Genomic DNA, 25,008 nt, shown 5'->3' with positions numbered 1-25,008 from the left:
ACGCCGCATGCTGACCACCTTCAACCCCGCCGAACTGCCGCGCGCCCTGCGGCACATCCTGGACCGTGACGAGGCCGCTGCGGCCATCGCCGACGCGCCCACCCTTGCACAGATCCCCCGCCGCAGCTTCCTCAAGATCGCCGGTGCCGGTTCGCTGGCCCTGGGCGTGTTTCCCGCCATGGCGCAGGCGCCGGCCAAGGGCGAGGCCGCCGGCCTCAAGCCCACCGAGCAGCCCGCCTCCTTCGTGGAGATCTCGCCCAGCGGCGAAGTCACCGTGGCCATCAACCGCCTGGAGTTCGGCCAGGGCGTGCACACCGCCCTGCCCCTGGTGCTGGCCGAGGAGCTGGACGCCGACTGGAGCAAGGTCCGCGCCCGCCTGGGCGGCAACGACGCAGCCTATGCCGATCCGCGCTACGGCATCCAGATGACGGGCGGCTCCACCGCCCTCAAGCACAGCTACACCCAGTACCGCGAGCTGGGCGCCCGTGCGCGCGCCATGCTGGTGGCCGCCGCCGCCGCGCAGTGGAAGGTGGACGCCGCCACGCTGCGCACGCGCGAGGGCTTCGTGCTCGGCCCCAATAGCAAGAAGCTGTCGTATGGCGAGTTGGCCCAGGCCGCCATGGCCCAGCCCGTGCCGGCCACCGTCGTGCTGAAGAATCCCAAGGACTTCCGCCTGATCGGCAAGCCCACGGGCCGCATCGACGCCCGGGCCAAGAGCAGCGGCCAGCAGAGCTTCGGCATCGACATGCACCTGCCGGGCCAGCTGACGGCGGTGATTGCACACCCGCCCGTGTTCAAGGCGCAGCTGGCCTCGCTGGACGACGCTGCGGCGCGTGCCGTGCCAGGCGTCAAGGCCGTGCTGCGCGTGCCCGTGGACGGTGGCGGCGAAGGCGTGGCCGTGATCGCCACCGGCTACTGGCCAGCGCGCAAGGGCCGCGAGGCGCTGAAGGCGCAATGGAACACCGACGCCGTGGAGAAGGTGGACAGCGAACGCCAGCTGGCCCAGTACCGCGAACTGGCCGCGCAGCCCGGCGCGCGCCACTTCGACGCCGACATCTCGGCGCTGGACAAGGCGCCGCGCCATATCGAGGCCGAGTTCAGCTTCCCCTACCTGGCCCATGCGCCCATGGAGCCGCTCAACTGCACGGTGCAGATGGGCGAGACCGGCGAGGCGGGAGCCGACCTCTACCTGGGCACGCAGTTCGCGGGCGTGGACGGCATGGCCGCCGCGCGTGTGCTGGGCCTCAAGCCCGAGCAGGTGCGCGTGCACGTGCAGATGGCCGGCGGCGGCTTTGGCCGCCGGGGCGTGGGCACCAGCGACTATGTGGTCGAGGCCTGCCAGGTGGCGCTGGCCGCGCGCCGCGCCGGCCTGAGCGCCCCCGTGCGCATGGTCTGGAGCCGCGAGGACGACATCAAGGGCGGCTACTACCGCCCCATGCACCTGCACCGCGCGAAGATCGGCTTCGACGAACGCGGCAAGGTGCTGGCCTGGGACCACGCCATCGTGGGCCAGTCCATCACGGCGGGCACCATGTTCGAGGGCGGCATGATCAAGAACGGCATCGACGCCACGGCCGTGGAGGGCATGCGCGAGCCCTATCCGCTGCCCATGCGCCTGACCGTGCACCACCCCAAGGTCAACGTGCCCGTGCTGTGGTGGCGCAGCGTGGGATCGACCCACACGGCCTTCGTCATGGAAACGCTGATCGACGAGATCGCGCGCAGCAGCCGCCAGGACCCCGTGGCCTACCGCATGCAGATGTTCGGCGACAAGCACCCGCGCCATCGCCTGGCCCTGCAGCTGGCCGTGGACAAGAGCGGCTACGGCAAGCGCCAGCTGCGCGCGGGCCGCGCCTGGGGCGTGGCCGTGCACGAGTCCTTCGACACGGTGGTGGCCTATGTGGTGGAGGCCTCGGTCAAGGACGGCCGCCCGGTGCTGCACAAGGCCACGGCCGGCGTGCACTGCAACCTGGCCGTGAACCCGCGCACCATCGAGGCGCAGGTGCAGGGCGCGGCGCTGATGGGCCTGTCCATGTGCCTGCCCGGCGCGGCGATCACGCTCAAGGACGGTGTGGTGGAGCAGAGCAACTTCGGCGACTTCGCCGTGCCGCGCATCACCGACATGCCCGAGATCGCCGTCCACGTCGTGCCCAGCGCCGAGCCGCCCACGGGCATGGGCGAGCCCGGCCTGCCGCCGCTGGCACCGGCCTTCGCCAATGCCGTGGCGCAGCTCACGGGCAAGCCCGTGCGCAAGCTGCCGTTCGATCTGGCGTGATCGAGCTGGAGTGATCGAGCTGGCCTGAACGACCGGACCTGATCCCGGTCAGCCCCCGGAAAGGGCGGCGGCACCTGCGGCCGCCGCCCTTTCCAGTTCTTCCATGGTCAGCAGATAGTCCGGGCAGTCCTGCAGCCGCTGCACGGCCAGGTCGATGAAGGCACGCACGCGCCGGGGCAGCGCGTCGCGGCTGCCGTAGTAGACATGCAGGCCGATGTGCTCGCTGACATGCGCCAGCAGCACGGGCACCAGGCGCCCCGCGCGGATGTGCGCGGCCGCGCAGATGTTGGACAGCTGGCCCAGCACCTGGCCGGCCAGCACGGCATGCAGCTCCAGCTCGGCATCGTTGGTGGACAGGGCCGGCTGCAGGTAGCGGTGCGTGAGCTCGCCATTGACCGGCAGGTACCAGGGCATCACCGTGTCCGTGGCCGCATGGCGGAACATGCTGCAGCGATGCGCGGCCAGCTCGTCCAGCGACCGGGGCACGCCATGGCGCTGCAGGTACTGCGGCGCTGCGCAGACGATGAGCTGCACGGGAAACAGCCGCCGCCCGATCACGCTTTCATCGGGCGAGGCGCCGATGCGAAACCCCGCATCGACCCGGTCCAGCACCCAGTTGCCTATGCCGTCGTCCAGCCGCACATCTGGGACGATGCCCAGGTGCAGGCGGCAGAACTCATCGAGCAGCGGCATCAGCACGGGCGCAAAGCAGGACTTGGGGCCCACGATGCGCAACGGCCCCGCAATGCCCTCGCGGCTGTCGCGTGCCAGGTTCAGTGCGCGGTCCAGCGCGGCCAGCGCCGGCTGGGTGTCCTGCAGGAAACGCTGGCCCTCCTCGGTCAGCGCCAGGCTGCGCGTGGTCCGGTGCAGCAGGCGCACGCCCAGGTGCTGCTCCAGATGGGCCACCGCCTGGCTGGCGGCCTGGGGGCTCACGCCCTGGGACAGCGCCGCCTGGCGCAGGCTGCCCAGCTCGACCGCCTTGGCAAAGGTGGCGATGGCGCGCAGTTCATTGATGGGCATGGTGCGGAAATCCGGTATTCGTGGGCTGACAGTGCCGCAGTATCCCGCCTTTGCGCATGCCCTGCCCGCGGCTTGCGGGGCAAGCTAGCGCCCCTGGCGCGCCAGCCATACGCCGGCTGCCGTCAAGGCCATGCCCGCCAGCGCCAGGCCGCCCAGCGTCTCGCCGAACATGGCCCAGGCGATCAGGGCCGTGGCCGGTGGCGTCAGGTAGAACAGGCTGGCCACGTGCACGGCGCCACCGCGGCGTATCAGCAGGTTGAGCAGGCTGACCGCGCCCACGGACAGCACCAGCACCAGCCAGCTCAGCGCAAACAGGAATTCGCCGCTCCAGCGCACCTGCATGGTTTCGGTGGCCAGGGCCAGCGCCCCCGTCGCCACCAGGCAGGGCAGGTACTGGATGACCGAGCCCGTGCGCAGATCAAACGAGGGGCAGAACCGCTTCTGGTACAGCGTGCCGGCCGTGATGCCGGCCAGCGCCACCACGGCCGGCACCAGCATGGCCAGCAGGGCATGGACCGGCACCGAGGCGATCTTGCCCGCCACCACCAGGGCCACGCCCGTGAAGCCCAGCGCCAGCCCGGCCCACTGCCGGGGCCGCACGGACTCGCCCAGCAAGGTGCCGGCCACCAGCGCCGTGATCAGCGGCTGCAGCCCCACCACCAGGGCCGTCACGCCCGAAGGCAGGCCGTGGGCGATGGCCGTGAACACCCCGGCCAGGTACACGCCATGCACGAACAGCCCTGACACGCCAATGTGCAGCCACTGCCGTGCCGACCGCGGCCAGGGCGCGCGCAGCACCAGGGCCACCGCCGCCATCAGCACCAAGACGATGGCATAGCGCAGCGTCAGAAAGGTCAGCGGCTCCACATAGGGCAGGCCGAACTTGGCGCCGATGAAGCCCGTGCTCCACAGCAGCACGAACAGCCAGGGAAGCAAGGCGGCGGCCAAGGCGGGCGGCGAGGGTTTTTGGGTCATGGAGCGGATGCGGAAAAGGGCGGGGGCAGGGGTGGGGGCGGCGCCAGTGTGTCATGCCCCGTGCGCCAGGGGCTGCGCGTGGCAAACCACCGCACCAGGCAGTCGCGCAGCGCCGTCATGGCCGCGCTGCTGAACGCCGCCGAGGGCCGAACGAAGTAGATGCCCGAGGCGCCATCCAGGCGCCATTGCGGCAGCACCCGCACCAGCCGGCCTGCGGCCATGTGCTCGCTCATCAGCCAGTCGCCGCCGGCCAGAATGCCCACGCCCATGACGGCGGCCGTGAGCAGGGCCTCGCTGTCATTGCTGACCATGGGGCCGCGCACCAGCACGGTGTGCCGGGCCTGGCCCTGCGGTACATCGCCCGATGCGCCACCGTGCACCAGCTCCCATTGCGGAAACGACTGCAGTCCCGTGAAGCCCAGGCAGCGGTGCGCCGCCAGGTCCTCGGGGTGCACCGGCGTGCCGTGGGCCTGCAGATAGGCGGGCGCGGCGCCCAGGATGCGCTGGTGCCCGCCCAGCCGCAGCGCCACCAGCCGGCTGTCCGCCAGCCGGCCTATGCGCACCGCCGCGTCGAAGCGCTCGCCCACGATGTCCACGAAGCGGTCCGCATACTCCACCTCCAGCACGATCTGCGGATGGGCCAGCGCAAACTCGGCCAGCAGCGGGCTGAGCCAGCGCCGTCCCATGGCGGCCGGCAGCGACAGCCGCAGCCGGCCCCGCGCCTGCGAGGCGCCCTGGGCGGCCTCCTTCTGGGCATCGGCAATCAGGCCGGCCGCCTGGCGCACCTTGTCCACCAGGCGCAGGCCCTCGTCGGTCAGGTGCAGATGGCGTGTGCTGCGCTCCACCAGCCGCACGCCCAGCCGGGTCTCCAGCGCGTTCAGGCGTTTGGACAGCACGGACGGATGGCGCAGCAAGGCCCGCCCCGCCGCAGCGAAGGAGCCTTGTTCATGCAGCGCCACCAGGGCCGCCAGTTCATCGGCGTGCTGGCTGTCCAGAAGGTTCATGGGGTCAGGATGATCGCACCTTGGGAGCGTCCCTGCTCCAGATCGCCATGCGCCTGCGCCACCTCCGCCAGCGCATACCGGCGCCAGACGCCGGGCACGATGATGCCGGCCGCCACGGCGGCCAGTACATCCCGTGCGCGCTCCTGGTACTCGGCCGCCGTGGCCGTGTGCGCGGCCAGCGAGGGGCGCGTGAGGAACAGCGAACCCTTGGCATTGAGCGTGGCCACCGAGATGGGATCGGGCAGGCCGGAGGTCGCGCCGAAGGACACCAGCAGGCCGCGCGGGCGCAGGCAGTCCAGCGAGGCGCCCAGCGTCGTGCGGCCGATGGGGTCGTAGACCACGTCGGCCTTCAGGCCCCCGGTGGCCTGCAGCACCTGGGCCGGCAGCGTGGCCGCGTCGAACACGAAGACCTCGTCGCAGCCGGCCGCCCGCGCGCGCTCCACGCTGGCTGCCTTGGACACCACGCCGATCACCAGGGCGCCCAGGTGCCTGGCCCAGGCGCACATCAACTGGCCCAGCGCACCGGCGGCTCCGTAGATCACGATGCGGCTGCCGGGGCCCACGGCATGGGTGGTCTTGAGCAGGTACTGCGCCGTGATGCCCTTGAACAGCACGGCCGCCGCCGCGTCGTAAGGCAGCGCATCGGGCAGCTTCACCAGGCGCTCGGCCGGATACAGGCGGGCGCTGGCATAGGCGCCCAACGGCCCCGTGGCGTAGCCCACGCGCTCGCCCACGGCCACATTCGTCACGCCCTCGCCCACGGCGGCCACCCGCCCCGCGCCCTCCAGCCCCAGGCCCGAGGGAAAGGCGATGGCGACAGCGCCCTTGCGCTGGCTCACGTCCAGCGGGTTCACGCCGATGGCCGTCTGCTCCAGCCAGACCTGGCCGGGGCCGGGCGCCTGCACCTCGACCGGCTCCAGGCGCATGGCGTCGGGGGTGCCTGCGGCGTCCATGCAGACCTTGATCAATGGATTCATCTCGCTGCTCCGTGAAATGGGTGCAGCGTAGAAGAAGCGATTGAAGGCAGCAATAGGCCGGCGTGCAGTTCACTGCTGCATGGGGTGCAGCAATGACCACGAACCAGCGCGCACGCTGCCTACGTTGCCCGTCAGAAGTCGTGCCGGAGGCCCAGCTCGAAGGCCGTGGAGGCGCGCCCGCCAAAGTAATTGGCCGCGGCCGGATTGCCGCTGACAGCCGCACCCCCGGCAATGGCGAAGGCCGCCCCATTGCGGTTGGACATGCGGGCCGCATGCGCGTACAGCGCCGTGCGCCGCGACAGCGAGTGCACATAGCCCAGCGCCCACAGGTCGGCATCGCTGGCGCTTTGCGCCGCCGTTGCGCCCGTCTGGTCGGCCTTGACGTAGCTGAGCTTGACCACGCCGCTGCCCACGGGAACGCTCATGCCCACCAGGGTGTTGACCGTGCGGTCCACGCCATGGACCCAGCGGCGCTGGGCCAGGCTGGCCTTGAGCCAGCCGAAGTCGTAGGAGACACCGTAGCTCTGGTCCTTGAAATGGATGCCGCTCAGGGTGTTGCGCGTGGTGAACTGCGCGCCCGCCACGTTCCAGCCCGCGCCCGCCCAGCCCAGCCGAAAGCCGTTGCCGCGCGTCTGGCCTGCCGCCGTGGCGCCCTTCTCGCCCAAGGTGGCGATCAGGCTGCCGGACACGCCCTGCAGCCCGCCCAGGCCGGCCGGCAGGAAATACTCCACCGCATTGCTCACGCGCAGCGTGGGATTGGCAGCCTGCGACTCCGGCGCCGTGCCGAAGGCCTGGCCCAGCGCGCGGGAAGCCGTGAACGAGCGAAAGCCATTGGCGCTGCCGATGCCCAGCGTGGCAAACGGATCGAAGCCGCTCCACACCAGGTGCGTGGGCACCCAGTCCCGCCCCAGCCGCAGCTCGCCCCATTGCCGCGAGGCCAGGCTGACCGTGGAGCGCCGGTCCCAGAACGGGCCGCTGGCGCCCATGGCGCCGGTGTCGGCCAGCAGGCTACCGTCCAGGTAGAAGCCCGCGCTCAGGCCGTCGCCCAGGTCCTCCTGCCCCCGCAACACCAGCTTGCTGGTGGAGTTGGCGCCGCTGGCCTGCGAGGTGACCGTTCCCAGGCCCTGGTTGCGCACCTGCCTGACGCTCACATCGACGGTGCCCGAGATCGATACCGAGGACTGCGCGCCCGCATGCGCGGCGGCCAGCCCCAGCGAGGCGGCCAGGGCATGGCGTATGAAAACCTGCATGTTGTCTCCTTGTGATTTTTTGCTTTGCTTTGCTTTGCTCTTTGTTTTTCTCGGGCGTGTGCCGGGGTCTGCCCGGCTACTCGGGCTTGAAGCCCGCGCCCTTGAGCAGCGCGGCGCTCTGCGCCACATCGGCGGCGATGAAGCGCTTGAACTGCTCGGTGCTCTCCGAAACCGTGTCGATGCCCAGGCTCGCGAAGGCGCCGGACCTGGCCAGCTCGGCCACCGCCGCGTTGGAGGCCTGGTTCAGCCGCTGCACCCGGTCGGCAGGCGTGTCCTTGGGCGCCCACAGTCCGTACCAGGACGTGTAGGCAAAGCGCGGCAAGCCGCTTTCCTGCATGGTGGGCACCTCGGGCGCCAGCGGACTGCGCTTGCCGGAGGTGATGGCAATCGGCCGCACCTTGCCGGCCTTGGCCAGCGGCAGCACGGAAACCATGGAGTCGAGCAGCAAGTCCACATGGCCGCCGCCCACATCCACCAGCGCGGGCTGCGTGCCCTTGTAGGGCACGTACTCGAGGCGCATGCGGCCCTGCTGGGCCAGCAGCAGCGTGGCCAGGTGGCTGGGTGCACCCACGGCGGGAATGGCCGCCGTCCATGTGCTCTTGGCGCCTGCGGCCAGCACCTCGCCCAGCTTGCTGTGGGGCAGCTGCGGCGAGATCACCAGCATCAGCGGCGCCTCGCCCACACGCGCCACGGGGACAAAGTCTGTCTGCGGGTCATAGGGCGGATGGGGCAGCACCTGCTTGGCCAGCACATGCGTGGCGGCCGAGAACAGCAGGGTGTAGCCATCGGGGGCAGCCGCCAGCACCGCGCGGCCGCCCACGACACCGCTGCCGCCCACGCGGTTCTCGACGATGACCGTCGTGCCCAGCTGCTTGCGCAACTGCTCGGCGAACAGGCGCGCGGCGCTGTCCACGCCGCCGCCCGCCACGAAGGGGACGATGACCTTGACCATCTTGCCCGGCTCGGGAAAGGCGGCGGACGCACTGGACGAGGCCATGCTGGCGATGGGCAAGGCAGCCAGCGCACCCAGTAAGGCGCCCAGCACCGGCCCCTTCAGCCGTGTCAGAGTTTTCATGCTTTGTCTCCTGTTTCTTTTGAAAATGGGCCGGCCGTTGCGTGGCTCAGCCCGGGTCCTGATTCGGCGCGCGCCGCCTGTGCCTGCGCACCAGCACGCTCAGCGTGTCGTCCAGGGCCTGGGCATCCAGCCCCCGCGTGATGAAGACGATGCGCGTGCGCCGGTCGGCACCCGGCCAGCGGGGCAGCGTCTGCGGCGGGGCGAACAGGTGCTGCACGCCATGGATGACCAGGGGCTGGTCCGGGTGCTCCTGCAGGTGCGCGATGCCTTTGACGCGCAGCAGGTCATCGCCGCGCATGGCCGTGACCCAGTCCATCCATTCGCCGAACGCCTGCGCGGGCAGGGGCTCGTCGCGCTGCAGCACAAAGGACGAGATGCCGTCGCGGTGCGCGCCTGCCGGAGCTGTCACCGGAGCCATGGCCCGGTAGCCGGGCGTCTGGAGCATGCCCGCAGCGGCGTCCTCCTGCCCCGTCGCGCCTTCCGACATCAGCCGCTGCAGCAGCGCCACATGGTGGCCGGGGTCCATGCCTTGCGGCGCCTCGCCGTTGATGGCCTGCACCTGGGTCAGCAGTTGCGCAGCGGGCTGTGCGCCGCCCAGCAAATCTGTCTTGGTCAGCAGCACCAGGTCAGCCACAGCCAGCTGCCGCACGGCTTCGGGATAGCCTGCCAGCGTGGCGCTGCCCAGCACGGCATCGACCGTGCAGGCCACGCCGGCCAGCGCATAGCGCGCCCGCACGGCGGGCTCGCCCAGGAAGGAGCGCAGTATCGGGCCCGGGTCCGCCAGGCCGCTGGTTTCGATCAGCACGCGGCGCGGCACGCCCTGTTCGCGCAGGGCCAGGCGCTCCAGCGCCTCCACCAGATCGCCGCGCACGCTGCAGCACAGGCAGCCATTGGCCAGCAGCACCGTGTCCTCGCAGGCCAGGCTGGTCAGGTCCTGGTCGATGCCGACCGCACCGAACTCGTTGACGATGACGGCCGTCCCGTGCAGGTCCGGCAGCGCCAGCAGCCGGTTGAGCAGCGTGGTCTTGCCGCTGCCCAGAAATCCCGTGAGCACGGTGACCGGAATGCGCTGGTCCGCCGCTTCGGGCAGGGCCAGCAGGCTGGAGAAATGCCCGCTCATGACGCCACCCCACCATGCACCTCGGCGAACGAGCGCAGCGTGCGCTCCAGCCGCGCCAGCGCCCACTGCGCCACGGCCTGCGGCACCTCGTCCGAGCCCAGCGCATCGAGCAGGCCGCGCAGCGGCTGCGCGCCCTGCTCGGGTGCGGGCCGGGCACGGAACCAGGCCGCCACCTCGGGCTGCTCGCAGCGCTCGCCCCCGTCCTGCAGGTAGTCCACGATGTCCAGCTCGAAGTCCTCCAGCCGCAGGCTGATGCCGCCCGCCCCGCAGGCGCAGGCACCGCCCAGCGCGACATGGCGCAGCGCCAGGGCGCACCACAGGTCCCAGAGCCGCTCGGCCTGCAGGGCGTGGTCTGAGGCCATGGCCGTGCTCACTGCCCGTCCCAGGCTACGGCTGAGGTTGCCGTTGCGGCGGACGGAGACCTGCCGCTGCGCAGCGCCTGCGTGCCCTCGTGGTCCACCTGTCCCTGGCCATCCAGCGCCACGCGGTAGACCTCGCGGGCCACCTGGGCGCTCACATAGCCTTCGCGCACGTCCTCGGCCACCTTGTCCAGTTCGCGCGCCAGCGGGTCGCCAAAGCCCCCGCCGCCGCCCGACAGCATGCGGTAGGCATCGCCGCGTTCCAGGCGCACGTTGAAGATCTTGGCGTTGGCATGGTCGGTCTTCCACTCGCCCTTGTGGCGCACGGCCAGGCCGTTGCCCATGGCGTCGCCGCCGCCCTCCAGGCCCCAGGGCTTGCAGTGCACGCGGTCGATGCGCGTGGTGACGGTGAAGGGCGACAGCGCCTGCACCACCATCTCCGCGCCCAGGCCGCCCCGATACTGGCCCGCGCCGGCCGAGTCCTGTCGGATCTCGTACTTCTCCACCAGCACCGGGTACTTGGCCTCGAGCTGCTCGGTGGGGCTGTTGTGGGTGTCGCCGTCATTGATGCAGACGGTGACGGACACGCCGTCCTCACGGCTCTTGGCGCCCCAGCCGCCGCCCAGCGGGCCGATGCCGACGATGAACAGCCGCCCGTCCTCGGGCGAGATGCCATGGATGTTGGGAAACACCAGGTCCGCATGGTGGCCCGCGATGGAGCGGTCGGGAATCGCGGGCGCCAGGGCCTTGAAGATGGTGTCGATCACCGTCATGGGGAAGGTCATCCACACGCGCATGGGATACGGCCTCTCGGCGCTGATCACCGTGCCCATGGGCATGATCACCTTGAGCGGCCGAAAGCTGCCGTCGTTGACCGGGTAGTCGGTCGGCGTGGTGAGGCATTTGTAGGCCACCTGCGCGCAGGCGATGCCCGTGGTGAAGCCGGAGTTGTAGAAGCCGCGCACCTGCTTGGAGACGTCCGACAGGTCCACCGTCATCTCGTCGCCCTGCACCGTGACCTTGACGCGGATGGGAATGCGCTTGCCGATGTCCAGCCCGTCGTCGTCCATGAAGGACTCGGCCTCGTACACGCCATCGGGAATCGACAGCGTGTTCTTGCGCGCCACGGCCTCGCTGGAATCCATGATCTGCGCGATGGCGCCGTTGACCGCATCCACGCCATAGCGCTGCAGCAGTTCCACATAGCGGCGCTCGCCCGTGGTGATGGCCGTGATCTGCGCGCGCAGATCGCCCAGGGCCCGCTCGGCCAGGCGCACGTTCATCGCGATGATGTCGATCAGGTCCTGGTTGACCTCGCCCTGGCGCTGGTACTTCATGATGGGGATCTGTATCCCCTCGCTGAAGATGTCCGTGGTGACGTTGCCCAGCGTGCCGCCCACGTCCAGCCAGTGGGCCATGCAGCAGGTGAAGCCTTCGAGCCGGCCCTCATGGAACACCGGCATGGTGAACGTGAAGTGGTTCAGGTGGCTGCCGGTGGTGTAGGCATCGTTGGTGACCAGGATGTCGCCGGGCAGGATGTTCTCGTAGCCGAAGTGGCGGATCTTGGCCTTGACCGTCTCCGACATGCCGCGGATGAACATGGGCAGGCCCAGGCCGATGGACACCGTGTCGCCCTCGCGCGTGAACAGGCCGACCGTGAAGTCCAGCGCCTCGTAGATGATGAGGTTGTAGGCCGTGCGCGTCAGGTTGGTCTTCATCTCCTCCGTGACGGCGTACAGGCCGTTGCGGATGATCTCGACGGTGACCGGATCGACGGGCCTGGAGTCAGTGGGGTGGTTCATGTGCGGTCGCTCCCGATGTCGATTTGCAGATTGCCAAGTTCGTCCACGCGCAGCCGGTCGCCGGGCTGCACGACGGTGGTGGATGCGTGTTCCTCGATCAGCGCGGGCCCCGCGATCTCGTTGCCCGCCAACAGGCGCTCGCGCAGATGCACCGGCGTGTCCACCCAGCCGCTGGAGCGGAAATAGACGGGCTTGACCGTGCGCACGGAGGCACGGCTGGGCTCGGCGCTGCCGCGCTCCACGCTGTGCCTGGGCGGTTTCTTCATCGTGCCCAGCACGGTGACGCGCAGGCTCACGAGGTCGGCCGGCTCCTGCGGGGCCGAGGTGCCGTAGCGCACCTTGTGCAGCTCGTCGAACTGGCGCTTGATGGCCGAGCGGTCCCGGCCCTCGAAGAAGGCCATGGGCAGGTCCACGGTCACCGCATGCTCCTGGCCCACGTAGCGCATGTCGGCGGCGCGCTCGATCACGATGCCGTCCGGCGCGATGCCGGACTGCGCCAGCGCGGCGCGGCCCTCGTCCTCCATGCTCTGGTAGGCGGCCTCGATCTCCTCGAAGGACACCTCGCCCAGCTTGCGGAACACCGAGCGCACGTAGTCGTAGCGCAGGTCGGAGAACAGCATTCCGTAGGCCGAGAAATAGCCGGGCGCATAGGGGATCAGCACCTTGCGGATGCCGATCTCGCGCGCAATGGCCGAGGCGTGCAGCGGCCCCGCGCCGCCGTAGACGACCATGGTGAAGCTGCCCGCGTCCAGGCCGCGCTCGGTGGTCACGGCCTTGACGGCATGCGACATCTGCGTCACGGCGATGCGCAGGATGCCGTCGGCCGCCTCGGTGGGCTCCAGGCCCAGCGGGGTCGCCACGCGCTCGGCCATCTGGCGCTGGCAGGCGTCCATGTCCAGCTGCAGCTCGCCGCCCAGGAAATGCTCCGCGTCCAGCCGGCCCAGCACCAGGTTGGCGTCGGTCACCGTGGGCTCCAGCCCGCCACGGCCATAGGCCACGGGGCCGGGGATGGAGCCGGCGCTCTGCGGGCCCACGCGCAGCGCGTTGCCCGTCTCCACGCGGGCGATGGAGCCGCCGCCCGTGCCCACTTCGTGGATGTCCATCATCGGGATCTGTATCGGCAGGGCCTGCTCATAGCCGCCGATCAGCGCCGAGCCCGTGGTCAGCGGCCGGCCCTCGCTGATCACGCCGGCCTTGGCCGTGGTGCCGCCCATGTCGAAGGCGATGGCATCGCCCATGCCCAATTGCGCACAGATAGCCTGGGCGCCGATCACGCCGGCCGCCGGCCCCGATTCGAGCATGCGCACGCAGCCCACCTTGGCATGCTCGACCGGGAACAATCCGCCCGTGGACTGCACGATGTAGAAGTCGCCCTCGAAGCCCTTGCCGCCCAGGTGGTTCTCCAGCTGGCCCAGGTACTGCGACACGCGCGGCCCCACATAGGCATTGGCCACGGCGGTGGACACGCGCTCGAACTCGCGGTACTCCTGCGACAGCTCATGCGAGGCGCAGACAAAGGCGCCCGGCATCTCTTCCTGCAGGATCTGCTTGACGCGCTGCTCGTGCGCCGGATTGCGGTAGGAGTGCAGCAGCAGCACGGCCACGGCCTCCACGCCCTGCCCTGCCAGCTCGCGGGCCAGCTCGCGCACGGCCGCCTCGTCCAGCGGCTTGTGCAGGCTGCCGTCGGCGCGCAGGCGCTCGGATACCTCATGGCGCAGCGAGCGCCGCACCAGCGGCTGGTGCTTGTTGAAGAACAGGTTGTAGGCATCGGGCCGGTTCACGCGGCCGATCTCGTAGATGTCGCGAAAGCCCTCGGTGATCAGCAGCGCGGTGTGGGCGCCATTGCGCTCCAGCAGCGTGTTGATGGCAATGGTGGAGCCGTGCAGGAACAGATGGCCGTCGCGCCAGTCGATGCCCGCGCTGTCTATCGTGGCCTGGATGCCGTTGACCAGCTCGCCATGCGTGGACAGGGCCTTGCCGAACAGCAGCCGGCCGCTGGCCTCGTCGAACGCCGCCATGTCGGTGAAGGTGCCGCCGATATCGACGGCAATGCGCAGCCGGGGCCGCTGCGAAATCGCTTGTTGGTTATCCATGAATTTCTCCGGAGTCAGACGGCAGCGCTATCAGTGCCGATACGGTTGCGCAGCACACCCAGGCCCGTGATCTCGACCTCGACCACATCGCCATGCTTCATGTACAGGGGCGGCTCGCGGCGGTCGCCCACGCCGCCCGGCGTGCCCGTGGCGATCACGTCGCCGGGCGACAGCGGCGTGAAGCGCGACACATAGGCCACGATGGTGGGGATGTCGAAGATCAGGTCGCCCAGGCTGGCCTGCTGCACCACGCTGCCGTTCAGGCGCGTCTGCAGCGCCAGGCTGCGCACGTCGGCCACCTCGTCGCGCGTGACCAGCCAGGGGCCGAAGGGCGCCGTGCCGGGAAAGTTCTTGCCGGGCGTGAACTGGTGCGTATGGCGCTGCCAGTCGCGCACGCTCACATCGTTGAAGCAGGCATAGCCGGCGATGTGGTCGAAGGCATCTTCCTTTGCAATGTGGCGCCCGCCCCGGCCGATGACGAAGGCCAGCTCGCCCTCCCAGTCGAAACGCTCCGAGAAGGCCGGGCGCAGCAGCTCGTCGCCATCGGCGGCCAGGCTGTCGTTGAAGCGCAGGAACAGCGACGGGTGCTCGCTGTCGGCGCGCCGCGTCTCGGCCACATGTGTCTTGTAGTTCAGGCCCACGCAGATGAGCTTGCCGGGGTTGGGGATGACGGGCAGCGCCTGGGTCTGCGCCGCATCGACGGACACGGCGCCGGCCTGCAGGGCCTGCTCCAGCTCGCCCAGCGCCTGTGCGCGCAGCACGGACAGCAGGTCGGGATGGCGGGCGAGAAAGTCGGCGGGCGGCTGCAGGAAGCGCTCGGCCAGAACCTGCCCGTAGCGGGGCTGTCCGGCATGGATGAAGCTGGCGAGTTTCAACGGATTTTCCTTAGGTTCGGTGTCTGGAAAACCTGCCAAGGCAAGGCCGCTGGCAAGGCATGACTGCACTGTAGAAATCCCGTTGATATCTGAATAGATAGAATTTCAGGCTTTCAGAATTGCCTCATCAGGCATACCTCAACCGGGTAACCACCATGCACCTGCCCAGCGTCAAGCTCTTCCTCGAGGTCTCCGAAGCCGGCAGCATCAGCAAGGTCGCGGCACGGCGGCACACCGTGCAGTCGCACATCAGCCGGCAGATCAGCGAGTTCGAAGCGTCGCTGGGAGGCCCCTTGCTGCGGCGCACGGGCCGGGGCGTCACGCTGACGCCGCTGGGCGCGCGGGCCGCGCTGCGGCTGCGCAGCTGGCTGCAGGAAACCGAGCAATTGCAGGAAACGCTGCGTGCGGACGCAGGCCAGCTATGGGGCGAGGTGCGGCTGGGCATCGTGCCCTCGGCCGCGCACCCGCTGATGACGCATGTGTTCGACTGGCTGCAGCGCGAGCACCCGGGCATACGCCTGAACATCACCGAGGCCCAGGGCACGGAGCTCGACGCGCTGCTGGACAGCGGCGCCGTGGACCTGGCCATCCTCTTTCGCTTCGCGCGCCCGGCCGGCGGCGACGAGCGGCTGCTGAGCACCGCGCACAGCTATCTGGTGTCGCGCCCTGGCGACCCCTTGACCCTGGCGCCCACCACGGAGTTCGCCGCGCTCGACGGCCTGCAGCTGGTGCTGCCGCGACGCCCCAGCCATTGGCGCGATGCGCTCGATGAGGCCGCGCACAGCCACGGCTTTCGGCTCGCGGCGGCCGCCGAGGCCGACTCGCTGACCGTGCAAAAGGAGCTCGTGGCCCACGCGCCCGGCCTCTACTCGGTGATCGGCCCGTATTCCATTGATGCCGAGCTGCGCCAGGGCCGGCTGCAGGCCAGCCGCCTGGTCAACCCCGGCCTGGTGCGCCATGTGACGCTGGCCCTGCCCCGGCACGGCAAGCTCACCCAGGCCTGCCGCGTGGTGGGCGATGCCATCGAGGCATTGACGCAGGCCTGGGGGCAGCAGCTGTCGCCGGGGCCGCTGAGCACCTCGGGACTGCTCGGCGGTTGAAGGGATCAGATATCGGCCCCATCGGCTCCAGTCGTCGGCCATGCACGCCGTGGCCAGGCCATCGGAACAGAACGGCCGCAACCATGTCAGCGGGCCTGCCCATCACGCACGGCTGCAATGGCCTCGATCTCGATCATGGCCGCCGGGTCGTACAGCGCCTGGATCTGGGCAATCGTGTCGGCCGGATAGGGGGCGCCGAAGAACTCGCGGCGCAGGGCAACCACCTCGTCGAAGTGGCCCATGTCGGTGACGAAGATGGTGACCTTGATCACGTCCTTCAGGCTGGAGCAGCCCGCCTCCAGCGCGCGGCGCAGATTGGCAAACGCCTGCCGGCCCTGTGCCAGGAAGCCGCCCGGCACGATGCGGCCATCGTCTCCGGCGCCGGCCTGGCCGGAGATGAACAGCAGCTCGCCAAAGCGAATGCCTTGCGACAGCAAAAACGGCTCGTAGGGGTCGGGTTGGGTGGTGACACGGTGCAGCATGGTTTCATTTCCTTCATCCATCCCCGGCAGGATCGCGCTTGGGGCATGGGTGGACGATAGGCAAGCCGGATGATTGCGACAAAGGTTCATTTGTCAGGCATAAGATGAGTTTTCCTCACCCCATTCCTCACCCGACCCTTGCGTCCTCCAGCCCTCATGCAACGCAACCAGCTGCCGCTTTCCGCACTGCGCGCCTTCGAGGCCGCCGCACGCCTGGGCAGCTTCAAGCAGGCCGCCGACGACCTGGCCGTGACACCCACGGCCATCAGCCACCAGATCCGCGCGCTGGAGGAACAGCTGGGCCTGGCGCTGTTCGATCGCCAGGTACGCAAGGTGGTGCTGACCGAGGCCGGCGCCCAGCTCTATCCGGTGCTGCGCGACGGTTTCGACGCCTTTGCCGCCACGCTGGAGCGCCTGCTGCAAAAGCGCCTGCGCGCCCAGGTCAGCATCTCGGCCACCAATGCGTTCACCGTGAAATGGCTGGTGCCGCGCATGGCCAGCTTCCGCGCGATGCACCCCGAGGTGGACCTGCAACTGCAGGCCTCGGACGATGTGGTGGACCTGCGCTCCCATGCTGTCGATATCGCCGTGCGCTACGGGCGCGGCCCTTATCCGGGCCTGGTGGCCGAGCCCCTGTTCAGCGACCGCTTTGCGCCCGTGGCCAATCCCCGGCTGGACGTGCTGGGTCCGGCCGACCTGGCCCGCCTGCCGCTGATCCGCTTTGACTGGAAGACGGCGCACGCCAGCAATCCCACCTGGGAGCGCTGGTTTGACGAGGCAGGCCTGGCCTGGAATTCACCGGCGGGGCAACTGCGCTTTTCCGACGAGGGCCATGCCATCCAGGCGGCCATCGCCGGCCATGGCATTGCCCTGTTGAGCCTGGCCCTGGTGGCCGAGGACATTGCGGCCGGCCACCTGCTGCAGCCCTTCGGCCCCTCGATCACGGGCCATACCTACCATCTGGCCGTGGGCGAGCAACGGAAGCCGGGTCCCCATGTGCGCGCCGTCATGGACTGGCTCAGAAGCCAGTCCATGGCCGTGCCATAGCCGTACCGCAGCCGCCCTCAATAGCCCCGCGCCGCGTCCACCGCCTGCGGCAGCTCGCCGCTGGCGCGCCAGCGCCGGATGTTGCCCGCCACGATGGCCGATGCCGTCGCGCGGTCCGTGGGTGCCGAGATGTGGGGCAGCACGGTCACGGCGGGGTGCGCCCACTGCCAGGACGATTCTGGCAGGGGCTCCTGCTCGAACACGTCCAGCACGGCATGGGCCAGGCGGCCGCTGTCCAGGGCGGCGCGCAGCGCGGCATCGTCCACGATGGGGCCGCGCGCAAAGTTGATCAGCGAGGCATGGGCAGGCAGCGCGGCCAGCGCCTGCGCGCCGACGATGCCGCGCGTCTGCGGCGTGAGCGGCAGCAGGCATACGAGGATGTCGGTCTGCGCCAGCATGGCGGGCAGCTCGGCATCACCCGCATGGCATTGCACGCCTTCCATGTGCCTGGGCGTGCGGCTCCAGCCGCGCACCTGGAAGCCTGCCGCCAGCAGCCGCCGCGCGCTGGCTTCGCCCAGTGCGCCCAGGCCCAGCAGCGACACCGTCCTGTCCTGCGCGCGCACGCCGTCATGCGCCAGCCATTGGCGCTCGGCCTGCTGGCGGGCATAGCGCGGCATGTCGCGGTGCAGGTACAGGGTCCAGGCCAGCACGGCCTCGGCCATGGTGTCGGCCAGTTGCGGGTCCACCAGGCGGACGATGCGCAGGTCGGTATCGCCCAGGTCGGCCACCAGGCGCTCCACGCCGGCCCAGACGCTGTGCACCCATTGCAGGCGCGGCAGCGTGCGCAGGTCGGCAGGCTGGGGGTTGGCGACGATGGCGACCTCGCAGGCCGCGCGCTGGTCGGCATCCAGCGTATCGAGCGCCACCACGCGCTCCTCGGGCAAGGCGGCCTGCAGGGCCTGCAGCCAGGCCTGGGCTGCCGGGTAGCCGGGTGCGCAGACGAAAGGAAGCGGGGGGAGCGGGGGGAGCGAGGCGCGAGGAGACAGCGAACCGCTCATTTGGCAAAAACCTTGTCCAGGTCGGCGAAGCCCTTGACCTCGATGGGATTGCCGCTGGGGTCGCGGAAGAACATGGTGGCCTGCTCGCCGGGCTCGCCCTCGAAGCGGATGCCGGGTTGCAGCACGAAATCCACCACGCCGCCGGACAGCCGCGCGGCCAGGGCCTTCCAGTCGTCCATGGCCATCACCAGGCCCAGGTGGGGCATGGGCACCATGTGGTCGCCCACGCGGCCGGTGTTCGTGACCGGGAAGGGCTCGCCCAGGTGCAGCGAGATCTGGTGGCCGAAGAAGTCGAAGTCCACCCAGGTCTCGGTGCTGCGGCCTTCCTGGCAGCCGAGCAGCGTGCCGTAGAAGGCGCGCGCTTCGTCCAGATCGCGGACATGGTAGGCAAGGTGGAAGCTGGTGCGCATGGTTGATCCTTTGGTTGTGCTTGTGGTGCAGGCAGGTTCTGCAGGCCGTGGCCTGCCGTGGGTGGCGCGAGCCTAGCAGAGGCTTTTCAAAAGTGATAGCGTTGATTTCTTTGCAATCCACAAGGAAATCTTTTGGAGACCCGCTATCTCAAGAGCCTGATCGCCGTGGTGGACAGCGGCTCCATCGCCGATGCGGCGCGCGCCGAGCACCTGACCGCCGCCGCCGTGGGCCAGCGCGTGCAGGCGTTGGAGCGCGAGCTGGGCTTTGCCCTGCTTTCGCGCAGCGGCCATGCGGCCCGCCCCACCCAGGCCTGCCTGGCCCTGCTGCCGCGCGCGCGGCGCCTGGTGCGCGAGGCCGCGCTGCTGGGCAGCGATGCCAGCGCCGATGGCCTGGCCGGCACGCTGCGCATCGGCGCCATCTCGACCGCGCTCACGGGCATGCTGCCGGCCGCGCTGCGCAAGCTCACGCAGGCGGCGCCACAGTGCCGGCCCGTCATCGTGCCGGGTACCTCGCGCGCGCTGTTCCAGATGCTGCAGGCCGGCGAGCTCGATGCCGCCGTCATCGTGGCGCCCCCTTTTGAACTGCCCAAGGCGCTGCGCAGCGTGCAGCTGCGCCGCGAGCCGCTGGTGCTGCTGGCCCCGCCCCAGGCACGCGGCCGGCCTGCCGCGCTGCTGCGCAGCCTGCCCTACATACGCTACGACCCCGATGCCTGGGGTGGCCGCCATGCGGCCGACTGGCTGGCCGACCAGGGCCTGGAGCCCGCGGTGCTGTGCGACCTGGACGCCCTGGAGGCCATTGCCATGCTGGCCGCCGACGGCATGGGCGTGGGCCTGGTGCCGCACTGGACAGGCCTGGAACGCTTCATGGGCGACTGCCGCATGCTGCCCATTGCGGGCGCCGCCTATGAGCGCGCCATCTTGCTGGTGACCAGCGCCGAGCCCGACCTGCCGCGCATGGCCGAGCTGCTGGAGGGCGCACTCGCTTAGGGAATGTCTCGCATGGACTTCTCAAGAAAAGCAAGATTCGGCAGAGCAAGGAGCTGAAGGGTTTGCAGTCTCACATTCGGCCTGTCGATGCAAGGTGTTCGTACTGCTGGCCCTGATGGCATTCGCGGGTGACCGACGAATGAAACATTTATAGATTCGGCAAAGGAGTGCGGCCATTCAAGGCAGGAATCCTCGAAAACAACTCATCCATAAAGTCCATGAACACGACAGCCCGCGTGGGTAGCAGCCTGTTGGCCACATAGACGATCTGCACCGGTACGGGCGGAGCCGCATGATCCGTCAGAATGAACTGCAATCGGCCGCTGTTCAGCCCGCCCTCAAACAGCCACGCAGGTCCTTGTGCTACGCCCAGGCCTGCCGTGACCGCGGCACTCACTGCGTCGGGCGAGTTCACCCTGAGCCTGCCGGAAACCGGGATGTCCGCGTCGCGGAATCGCCAGATCGCCCCGGACGACAACAGGGTGTAGACGATGCAATCGTGATCGCGCAGGTCATCTGGAGTCTGCGGAACTCCACGTTTGGCCAGGTAGTCCTTGCTGGCCACGAAGACGCGGTCGTACCATCCAAGACGCCGGGCCCGCAAGCTACTGTCCTCCAAGTGTCCGATGCGAATGGCGATTTCGGTCCCTTCGTTGACCAAGTCCACGTATCGATCGTTGAATTGAAGATCCAAGGTCAATTGGGGATAGCGCTCCAAAAAGGTCGGCACGTGTGGCAACACAAATGCGTGTGCGAGAGCCGTTGGGCAGGCTACGCGCAAGAGCCCTGATGGCTCGACGTTGTTCCTGAAGGACGATTCGGATTCATCTACCGCATCCAGGATTCGCCGGATGTCCGCGTAGTAGCGTTCGCCCTCCGGCGTCAAAGATAGCTTTCGCGTGGACCGGTGGAGCAGGCGCGCCTGCAAATGATCTTCCAGCGCCGCCACATAGCGACTGACATTGGGTTGCCCCAGGCCCAGATCACGCCCCGCAGCAGAAAAGCTTCCAGTTTCTACGGCGCGCGCGAAGCAGCTCATCAAGAGAAATCGGTCCATTACTCACCTCAATTCATGCAGTTTCAGCATGAATCTTATACATAAGTCATATCTTATGTATTTTTTTGCATGGATGCATCATTCCTGCGGTCGACCTGGTCGGTCGTCGTTCTCAGGAGAAATCAATGTCGCGCTTGCAAGGTAAACGTACTCTCATCACTGGCGGCACGAGTGGCATCGGGCTGGAAACCGCAAAGCAGTTTCTGGAGGAAGGCGCCCGCGTCATCGTCACGGGCGTAAATCCCGATTCGATCGCAAAGGCACAAGCCGAACTGGGCCCCGAAGTTCAGGTGCTGCGCGCCGACTCGGCCAGCGTTGCTGCCCAAAAGGAATTGGCACAGATCATCAAGGAGCACTACGGCCAACTGGACATTGCCTTCCTCAATGCCGGCGTATCTGTCTGGCTGCCCATCGAGGAATGGTCGGAAGAGATGTTTGACCGCTCTTTCGACATCAACGTCAAGGGCCCCTACTTCCTGATGCAGGCACTGCTCCCGATCTTCGCGAATCCCGCCTCCGTCGTGCTCAACACCTCCGTCAGCGCGCATGCAGGCGCAGCCCGCTCGTCCGTGTATGCCGCCACGAAGGCCGCATTCTTGAACATGTCGAAGACGCTTTCGACTGAATTGCTGGGACGTGGCATCCGTGTCAATGCGGTCAGCCCCGGACCGATCGAAACGCCGCTGTACGACAAGCTCGGGATTCCGGACGCGTACCGCGAGCAGGTCAACAAAGATATTGCGGCGAGCATTCCGCTTGGGCGCTTCGGCACGGCCGACGAGGTGACTAAAGCCGTGCTGTATCTGGCTTCCGACGAGTCGCGTTGGACGGTGGGCTCTGAAATCGTCGTTGACGGCGGCCGCCTGCTCAATGGTTAAGCGCGCAGCCCAGGAGGTCGGCGAAAGCGTGTTGGCTCGGGCAGAGTCAACGAGGCGCTGACGGCCTGCTTCAGCGCTGCGTGACAGCTCCTCCACTCCAGGCAAAGGAAACAGCGGTACGTGGCCCCATGCCGCTGTTTCCCCTGCACAAACCCTCCAGAGCCTCACATCACTATGACTGCACTTACCCTGATAAGCCACCCGCTGTGCCCCTTCGTCCAGCGCGCCGTGATCGTGCTTCTTGAGAAAGGTGTGGAATTCGATCGGATAGACGTCGATCTGTCAGCCAAGCCAGACTGGTTCTTGGCACTTTCACCGACCGGCAAGGTGCCGGTGCTCAAGGTGCGCCAAGCGAATGCCGAGGACGCGATCCTGTTCGAAAGCGTGGTCATCTGCGAGTACCTCAATGAAACGCAAGGCGGTGCGCCGATGTACCCCGTTGATGCATTGCCTCGCGCACAGCACCGCGCGTGGATCGAGTTTGCCGCCCAGACCTTCGCCGAAGGCTGGCAGTTCCTCCACGCTCGCGACTCTGCAACCGCCGATGCCAAGCGCGCTGCATTTCGCGAACGGCTGGGCAAGCTGGAGTCAGAAATGGATACAGGGCCATTTTTCGCAGGCGAGGCCTTTGGCATGGTCGATGCGGTTTACGCCCCGCTGTTCCGATACTTCGACATCACCCCCGCGACGGTCGCGTATCAGGTATTCGACGGCCTTCCGCGCATTTCAGCGTGGCGATCGGCGCTTGCGGAGCGCCCCAGCGTGAGGCATGCCGTCGTCGAAGACTATGCCGATCGTTTCCAGAGGCATCTGCGCGAGCAAGGCTCATTCATCGCTGTTTCCTCACGGTAACGATCAACCAGCCCAAATCTTCCAATCAGGAGTCAAAAACATGCTCCTCCATCAAAGCGCCGCACTGACCGCAGACCATCTACGGCTCCGATGCGCGCAACTCATCGTGCAACCAGTCGACCAGCTTCACCACATCAGGTCTGCGGCTAAGGTGTGGAGCAGTCCAGATCGCTAGTCGGTTGGGGCCACACACAAAGCCCATGGGAGCAACCAAGGTGCCGCTCATCAGATCATCTCGGACCAGCATATGGGGCACATTCGCCATACCCAGACCACAACGGGCGCCTTGGATAAGCAGGTAGAAGTGGGCGAATGACTCATCTACGCGCAACTCCGGGCTCATTTGCCCACTGCAACTGGCCCAGTCGGCCCAGGCTGTTGGTCGGGTGAGCGAGATCATCAGCCGTGCTCGAGCGAGATCTTCGAAGGACTCGATGCGGTGGTTCTGCAGATACCCAGGTGAGCATACCGGCCCAATCCATTCATGAGCCACATCCGCTCGGACAGCCTCCTTTGGGGGGTCAATCGATGACAGACGAATGGCCACACTGACCTTGTCATGAGCGAAGTCGATCGGACCATGGCTCATGTTGAAGCGAAGCTCCACCTCGGGGTTGATCTCCTTGAAGCGATTCAGCCTGGGAATGAGCCAGTACATCATGATCGACTCCGAACATGCCAATGTGAGCGGGCCAGGCTTGAGTTGCTCGACACTTGACTGAATCAGACCAAAGGCCGTAGAGAGGCCTTCCGCCAAGCGCAACCCTTCGTTTGTTGGCGTCGCACCCTGCGCTGTGCGTTGCAGAAGCGCCAGGCCCAGCGAGTCTTCAAGCGTGCGGATATGGCGACTCACCGCGCCATGCGTCACCGAGAGTTCTTCAGCTGCCGCGCTGAAGCTGCGCAAACGCGCTGTCGCCTCAAAGGCGCGCAATCCGTTGAGCGAAAGTCGATGGGGCGTGGCCATGGCGAGTTTTTGATCTAGGGTCAACCCGTACGTTTTGTGAGTTTATATCACAGCCATTCGAAATTGAATCGTTTGCCTCATTGGTTTGTGACGCCTACCCTTCGGTCTATCAAAGACAGAAGCTCACAGCCTCATGAACAACATCGCCCCGCGTAAAGAGTTCACCGCCCGCTATTTCGTCGAAAGCTCGGTCGCCTCCGAAAAGATCGCGCAGGTGATCTCCGGCGAACAGTCCAGCGGCACCTTCCTTTCACTGCCCGGTGAGACCGATGAACTGAAAGAGCGCTCCCGCGCGCGAATCGCCAGCATCAAGCCACTCGCACCCGGGCTTCAGCCGACGCTTCCAAGCGCCTATGTCGACCGGCATCCGCACGGCGGCGTCTTCCACCGCGCGGAGATTGAGATCGCGTTCCCTGTCGCCAACGTCGGAGCCAATCTGTCGAGCATGCTGGCCACCATCGCGGGCAACCTGTACGAGCTCGGTGAAGTCACCGGCCTGCGCCTGCTCGACCTTGATCTCGCCCCCGAATACGCCGCGCAGTTCGCCGGCCCCGCCTTCGGCATCCCAGGCACCCGGCGTCTCGCCGGCGTCCATGGCCGGCCGTTGATCGGCACCATCATCAAGCCCAGCATCGGTCTCACGCCCGCACAGACCGCCGAATTGGTCGACAGCCTCTGTGCAGCCGGCATCGACTTCATCAAGGACGATGAACTGATCGCCGACCCGCCGTACGCGCCGTTCGACGAGCGCCTGCGCGCCGTCATGCCGGTGTTGCAGCGCCATGCCGATCGCCTCGGTCGCATGCCGATGTACGCGATCAACATCTCGGGTTCGGTCGACGAGATGCTGCGCCGCCACGACGCCGTGCTCGCCGCAGGCGGCAGCTGCGTGATGGTGAGCATCAACTGGGTCGGATTCAGCGCCGTCGAACACCTGCGCCGCCACTCGCAGTTGCCGATCCATGGTCATCGCAATGGCTGGGGCGCGTTCACGCGCCATGGAGGGCTCGGCTTCTCGTTCCAGGCCTACCAGAAGCTGTGGCGCCTGGCCGGCGTGGATCACCTGCACTGCAACGGCATCCGCAGCAAGTTCTGGGAGCCGGACGACTCGGTGATCGCCTCAGCGAAAGCTTGCCTGGCGCCCTGGGCGGGACTGCAGCCGCTGATGCCGGTGTTCTCGTCGGGTCAATGGGCCGGCCTGGCGCCCGACCTGTACGGCGCGCTCGGCGCGGTGGACCTTATGCACCTCGCGGGCGGCGGGATCATCGGCCACCCCGACGGCATTGCCACCGGCGTGGCAAGCATGCGCGAAGGCTGGGAGGCGGCGGTGGCCGGCGTGAGCCTGGAGCACTATGCCGATGCGCACCCAGCGCTACAGCGCGCGCTGGTTCATTTCGCCAACCTGTAG

At 68.0% G+C, this 25,008-nt stretch carries 23 protein-coding genes; 7 read left to right on the top strand and 16 right to left on the bottom strand.

Going from position 1 to position 25,008, the window contains the following annotated elements; genetic code table 11:
* Positions 1–7 precede the first annotated feature (7 nt).
* A complete protein-coding gene (locus AC57B5_RS23835; RefSeq protein ID WP_496400477.1) occupies positions 8–2,275 on the top strand; it encodes a xanthine dehydrogenase family protein molybdopterin-binding subunit in 2,268 nt (755 codons plus the stop codon).
* Between the two features lie 48 nt (positions 2,276–2,323).
* Here the strand turns inward: AC57B5_RS23835 and AC57B5_RS23830 are convergent, their stop codons facing one another.
* The 11 genes from AC57B5_RS23830 to AC57B5_RS23780 form a co-directional block, all read right to left on the bottom strand.
* Positions 2,324–3,295 (bottom strand): LysR family transcriptional regulator, encoded by a 972-nt coding sequence (locus tag AC57B5_RS23830; protein ID WP_496400476.1) that lies wholly within the window; start codon positions 3,293–3,295, stop codon positions 2,324–2,326.
* An 84-nt stretch (positions 3,296–3,379) separates the two neighbouring features.
* Positions 3,380–4,270 (bottom strand): DMT family transporter, encoded by an 891-nt coding sequence (locus AC57B5_RS23825; RefSeq protein ID WP_315530689.1) that lies wholly within the window; start codon positions 4,268–4,270, stop codon positions 3,380–3,382.
* On the bottom strand, positions 4,267–5,274 hold the full coding sequence (locus tag AC57B5_RS23820; RefSeq protein WP_192368425.1) for a LysR family transcriptional regulator: 1,008 nt from the start codon (positions 5,272–5,274) through the stop codon (positions 4,267–4,269). Before AC57B5_RS23820 ends, AC57B5_RS23825 begins: the two co-directional genes overlap by 4 nt.
* Positions 5,271–6,251 carry a quinone oxidoreductase family protein gene (locus tag AC57B5_RS23815; protein WP_496400475.1) on the bottom strand — a complete coding sequence of 327 codons (981 nt, stop codon included), beginning with the start codon at positions 6,249–6,251 and terminating at the stop codon, positions 5,271–5,273. The genes AC57B5_RS23820 and AC57B5_RS23815 overlap by 4 nt, the downstream gene beginning before the upstream one ends.
* 131 nt (positions 6,252–6,382) lie before the next feature.
* Positions 6,383–7,501: a porin gene (locus AC57B5_RS23810; RefSeq protein ID WP_043822135.1), complete on the bottom strand. Its 1,119-nt coding sequence runs from the start codon at positions 7,499–7,501 to the stop codon at positions 6,383–6,385.
* A 76-nt stretch (positions 7,502–7,577) separates the two neighbouring features.
* Positions 7,578–8,576, bottom strand: a complete 999-nt coding sequence (locus tag AC57B5_RS23805) for a tripartite tricarboxylate transporter substrate binding protein (protein ID WP_496400474.1) — start codon at positions 8,574–8,576, stop codon at positions 7,578–7,580.
* A gap of 46 nt (positions 8,577–8,622) precedes the next feature.
* Complete coding sequence (locus AC57B5_RS23800) at positions 8,623–9,696, bottom strand: CobW family GTP-binding protein (protein ID WP_496400473.1); 1,074 nt, start codon at positions 9,694–9,696, stop codon at positions 8,623–8,625.
* Positions 9,693–10,058, bottom strand: coding sequence for a hypothetical protein (locus AC57B5_RS23795; RefSeq protein ID WP_239972366.1), 366 nt, complete (start codon positions 10,056–10,058; stop codon positions 9,693–9,695). Before AC57B5_RS23795 ends, AC57B5_RS23800 begins: the two co-directional genes overlap by 4 nt.
* 8 nt (positions 10,059–10,066) lie before the next feature.
* On the bottom strand, positions 10,067–11,857 hold the full coding sequence (locus tag AC57B5_RS23790; RefSeq protein ID WP_043822131.1) for a hydantoinase B/oxoprolinase family protein: 1,791 nt from the start codon (positions 11,855–11,857) through the stop codon (positions 10,067–10,069).
* Complete coding sequence (locus AC57B5_RS23785; protein WP_016450909.1) at positions 11,854–13,950, bottom strand: hydantoinase/oxoprolinase family protein; 2,097 nt, start codon at positions 13,948–13,950, stop codon at positions 11,854–11,856. Before AC57B5_RS23785 ends, AC57B5_RS23790 begins: the two co-directional genes overlap by 4 nt.
* A gap of 14 nt (positions 13,951–13,964) precedes the next feature.
* Positions 13,965–14,825, bottom strand: coding sequence for a fumarylacetoacetate hydrolase family protein (locus tag AC57B5_RS23780; protein ID WP_496400472.1), 861 nt, complete (start codon positions 14,823–14,825; stop codon positions 13,965–13,967).
* A gap of 155 nt (positions 14,826–14,980) precedes the next feature.
* Here AC57B5_RS23780 and AC57B5_RS23775 point away from each other — a divergent pair, with 155 nt between their 5' ends.
* On the top strand, positions 14,981–15,925 hold the full coding sequence (locus AC57B5_RS23775; RefSeq protein WP_013800697.1) for a LysR family transcriptional regulator: 945 nt from the start codon (positions 14,981–14,983) through the stop codon (positions 15,923–15,925).
* Positions 15,926–16,011: 86 nt separating this feature from the next.
* On the opposite strand, the gene AC57B5_RS23770 is transcribed toward AC57B5_RS23775, so the two are convergent.
* Positions 16,012–16,407 carry a RidA family protein gene (locus tag AC57B5_RS23770; protein ID WP_496400471.1) on the bottom strand — a complete coding sequence of 132 codons (396 nt, stop codon included), beginning with the start codon at positions 16,405–16,407 and terminating at the stop codon, positions 16,012–16,014.
* A 156-nt stretch (positions 16,408–16,563) separates the two neighbouring features.
* On the opposite strand from AC57B5_RS23770, the gene AC57B5_RS23765 reads away from it, so the two are divergent.
* A complete protein-coding gene (locus AC57B5_RS23765; protein WP_496400470.1) occupies positions 16,564–17,454 on the top strand; it encodes a LysR substrate-binding domain-containing protein in 891 nt (296 codons plus the stop codon).
* A gap of 17 nt (positions 17,455–17,471) precedes the next feature.
* Here AC57B5_RS23765 and AC57B5_RS23760 read toward each other — a convergent pair whose 3' ends face one another.
* Both AC57B5_RS23760 and AC57B5_RS23755 read right to left on the bottom strand, forming a co-directional pair.
* Positions 17,472–18,452: a 2-hydroxyacid dehydrogenase gene (locus AC57B5_RS23760; RefSeq protein WP_496400469.1), complete on the bottom strand. Its 981-nt coding sequence runs from the start codon at positions 18,450–18,452 to the stop codon at positions 17,472–17,474.
* Entirely contained in the window at positions 18,449–18,862 is a 414-nt protein-coding gene (locus tag AC57B5_RS23755; protein ID WP_012207434.1) for a VOC family protein, read from the bottom strand. The genes AC57B5_RS23760 and AC57B5_RS23755 overlap by 4 nt, the downstream gene beginning before the upstream one ends.
* 132 nt (positions 18,863–18,994) lie before the next feature.
* Here AC57B5_RS23755 and AC57B5_RS23750 point away from each other — a divergent pair, with 132 nt between their 5' ends.
* The gene (locus AC57B5_RS23750) at positions 18,995–19,849 is read left to right on the top strand and encodes a LysR substrate-binding domain-containing protein (RefSeq protein ID WP_016445479.1); all 855 of its coding nucleotides are present in this window, start codon (positions 18,995–18,997) and stop codon (positions 19,847–19,849) included.
* 148 nt (positions 19,850–19,997) lie between these two features.
* Here AC57B5_RS23750 and AC57B5_RS23745 read toward each other — a convergent pair whose 3' ends face one another.
* Positions 19,998–20,906 (bottom strand): LysR family transcriptional regulator, encoded by a 909-nt coding sequence (locus AC57B5_RS23745; RefSeq protein WP_496400468.1) that lies wholly within the window; start codon positions 20,904–20,906, stop codon positions 19,998–20,000.
* Positions 20,907–21,031: 125 nt separating this feature from the next.
* Here AC57B5_RS23745 and AC57B5_RS23740 point away from each other — a divergent pair, with 125 nt between their 5' ends.
* Positions 21,032–21,784 (top strand): SDR family oxidoreductase, encoded by a 753-nt coding sequence (locus tag AC57B5_RS23740; protein WP_097201393.1) that lies wholly within the window; start codon positions 21,032–21,034, stop codon positions 21,782–21,784.
* 174 nt (positions 21,785–21,958) lie between these two features.
* Positions 21,959–22,636 carry a glutathione S-transferase family protein gene (locus tag AC57B5_RS23735; RefSeq protein ID WP_207441634.1) on the top strand — a complete coding sequence of 226 codons (678 nt, stop codon included), beginning with the start codon at positions 21,959–21,961 and terminating at the stop codon, positions 22,634–22,636.
* A gap of 79 nt (positions 22,637–22,715) precedes the next feature.
* On the opposite strand, the gene AC57B5_RS23730 is transcribed toward AC57B5_RS23735, so the two are convergent.
* A complete protein-coding gene (locus tag AC57B5_RS23730; RefSeq protein WP_097201392.1) occupies positions 22,716–23,600 on the bottom strand; it encodes a LysR substrate-binding domain-containing protein in 885 nt (294 codons plus the stop codon).
* Between the two features lie 133 nt (positions 23,601–23,733).
* Here AC57B5_RS23730 and AC57B5_RS23725 point away from each other — a divergent pair, with 133 nt between their 5' ends.
* Entirely contained in the window at positions 23,734–25,008 is a 1,275-nt protein-coding gene (locus tag AC57B5_RS23725; protein ID WP_496400467.1) for a ribulose-bisphosphate carboxylase large subunit family protein, read from the top strand.

This window comes from Delftia sp. BGA-UO-ETr-SB1 (assembly GCF_059567865.1).
The sequence above is the reverse complement of the archived record's forward strand: the minus strand, read 5'-3'. Positions and strand labels throughout refer to the sequence as shown.

What these genes read in the sequence shown, in the direction of transcription:
- AC57B5_RS23835 (WP_496400477.1), top strand. Translation starts at nt 8, where the DNA reads ATGCTGACCACCTTCAACCCCGCCGAACTGCCGCGCGCCCTGCGGCAC.
- AC57B5_RS23830 (WP_496400476.1), bottom strand. Translation starts at nt 3,295, where the DNA reads ATGCCCATCAATGAACTGCGCGCCATCGCCACCTTTGCCAAGGCGGTC.
- AC57B5_RS23825 (WP_315530689.1), bottom strand. Translation starts at nt 4,270, where the DNA reads ATGACCCAAAAACCCTCGCCGCCCGCCTTGGCCGCCGCCTTGCTTCCC.
- AC57B5_RS23820 (WP_192368425.1), bottom strand. Translation starts at nt 5,274, where the DNA reads ATGAACCTTCTGGACAGCCAGCACGCCGATGAACTGGCGGCCCTGGTG.
- AC57B5_RS23815 (WP_496400475.1), bottom strand. Translation starts at nt 6,251, where the DNA reads ATGAATCCATTGATCAAGGTCTGCATGGACGCCGCAGGCACCCCCGAC.
- AC57B5_RS23810 (WP_043822135.1), bottom strand. Translation starts at nt 7,501, where the DNA reads ATGCAGGTTTTCATACGCCATGCCCTGGCCGCCTCGCTGGGGCTGGCC.
- AC57B5_RS23805 (WP_496400474.1), bottom strand. Translation starts at nt 8,576, where the DNA reads ATGAAAACTCTGACACGGCTGAAGGGGCCGGTGCTGGGCGCCTTACTG.
- AC57B5_RS23800 (WP_496400473.1), bottom strand. Translation starts at nt 9,696, where the DNA reads ATGAGCGGGCATTTCTCCAGCCTGCTGGCCCTGCCCGAAGCGGCGGAC.
- AC57B5_RS23795 (WP_239972366.1), bottom strand. Translation starts at nt 10,058, where the DNA reads ATGGCCTCAGACCACGCCCTGCAGGCCGAGCGGCTCTGGGACCTGTGG.
- AC57B5_RS23790 (WP_043822131.1), bottom strand. Translation starts at nt 11,857, where the DNA reads ATGAACCACCCCACTGACTCCAGGCCCGTCGATCCGGTCACCGTCGAG.
- AC57B5_RS23785 (WP_016450909.1), bottom strand. Translation starts at nt 13,950, where the DNA reads ATGGATAACCAACAAGCGATTTCGCAGCGGCCCCGGCTGCGCATTGCC.
- AC57B5_RS23775 (WP_013800697.1), top strand. Translation starts at nt 14,981, where the DNA reads ATGCACCTGCCCAGCGTCAAGCTCTTCCTCGAGGTCTCCGAAGCCGGC.
- AC57B5_RS23770 (WP_496400471.1), bottom strand. Translation starts at nt 16,407, where the DNA reads ATGCTGCACCGTGTCACCACCCAACCCGACCCCTACGAGCCGTTTTTG.
- AC57B5_RS23765 (WP_496400470.1), top strand. Translation starts at nt 16,564, where the DNA reads ATGCAACGCAACCAGCTGCCGCTTTCCGCACTGCGCGCCTTCGAGGCC.
- AC57B5_RS23760 (WP_496400469.1), bottom strand. Translation starts at nt 18,452, where the DNA reads ATGAGCGGTTCGCTGTCTCCTCGCGCCTCGCTCCCCCCGCTCCCCCCG.
- AC57B5_RS23755 (WP_012207434.1), bottom strand. Translation starts at nt 18,862, where the DNA reads ATGCGCACCAGCTTCCACCTTGCCTACCATGTCCGCGATCTGGACGAA.
- AC57B5_RS23745 (WP_496400468.1), bottom strand. Translation starts at nt 20,906, where the DNA reads ATGGACCGATTTCTCTTGATGAGCTGCTTCGCGCGCGCCGTAGAAACT.
- AC57B5_RS23740 (WP_097201393.1), top strand. Translation starts at nt 21,032, where the DNA reads ATGTCGCGCTTGCAAGGTAAACGTACTCTCATCACTGGCGGCACGAGT.
- AC57B5_RS23735 (WP_207441634.1), top strand. Translation starts at nt 21,959, where the DNA reads ATGACTGCACTTACCCTGATAAGCCACCCGCTGTGCCCCTTCGTCCAG.
- AC57B5_RS23730 (WP_097201392.1), bottom strand. Translation starts at nt 23,600, where the DNA reads ATGGCCACGCCCCATCGACTTTCGCTCAACGGATTGCGCGCCTTTGAG.
- AC57B5_RS23725 (WP_496400467.1), top strand. Translation starts at nt 23,734, where the DNA reads ATGAACAACATCGCCCCGCGTAAAGAGTTCACCGCCCGCTATTTCGTC.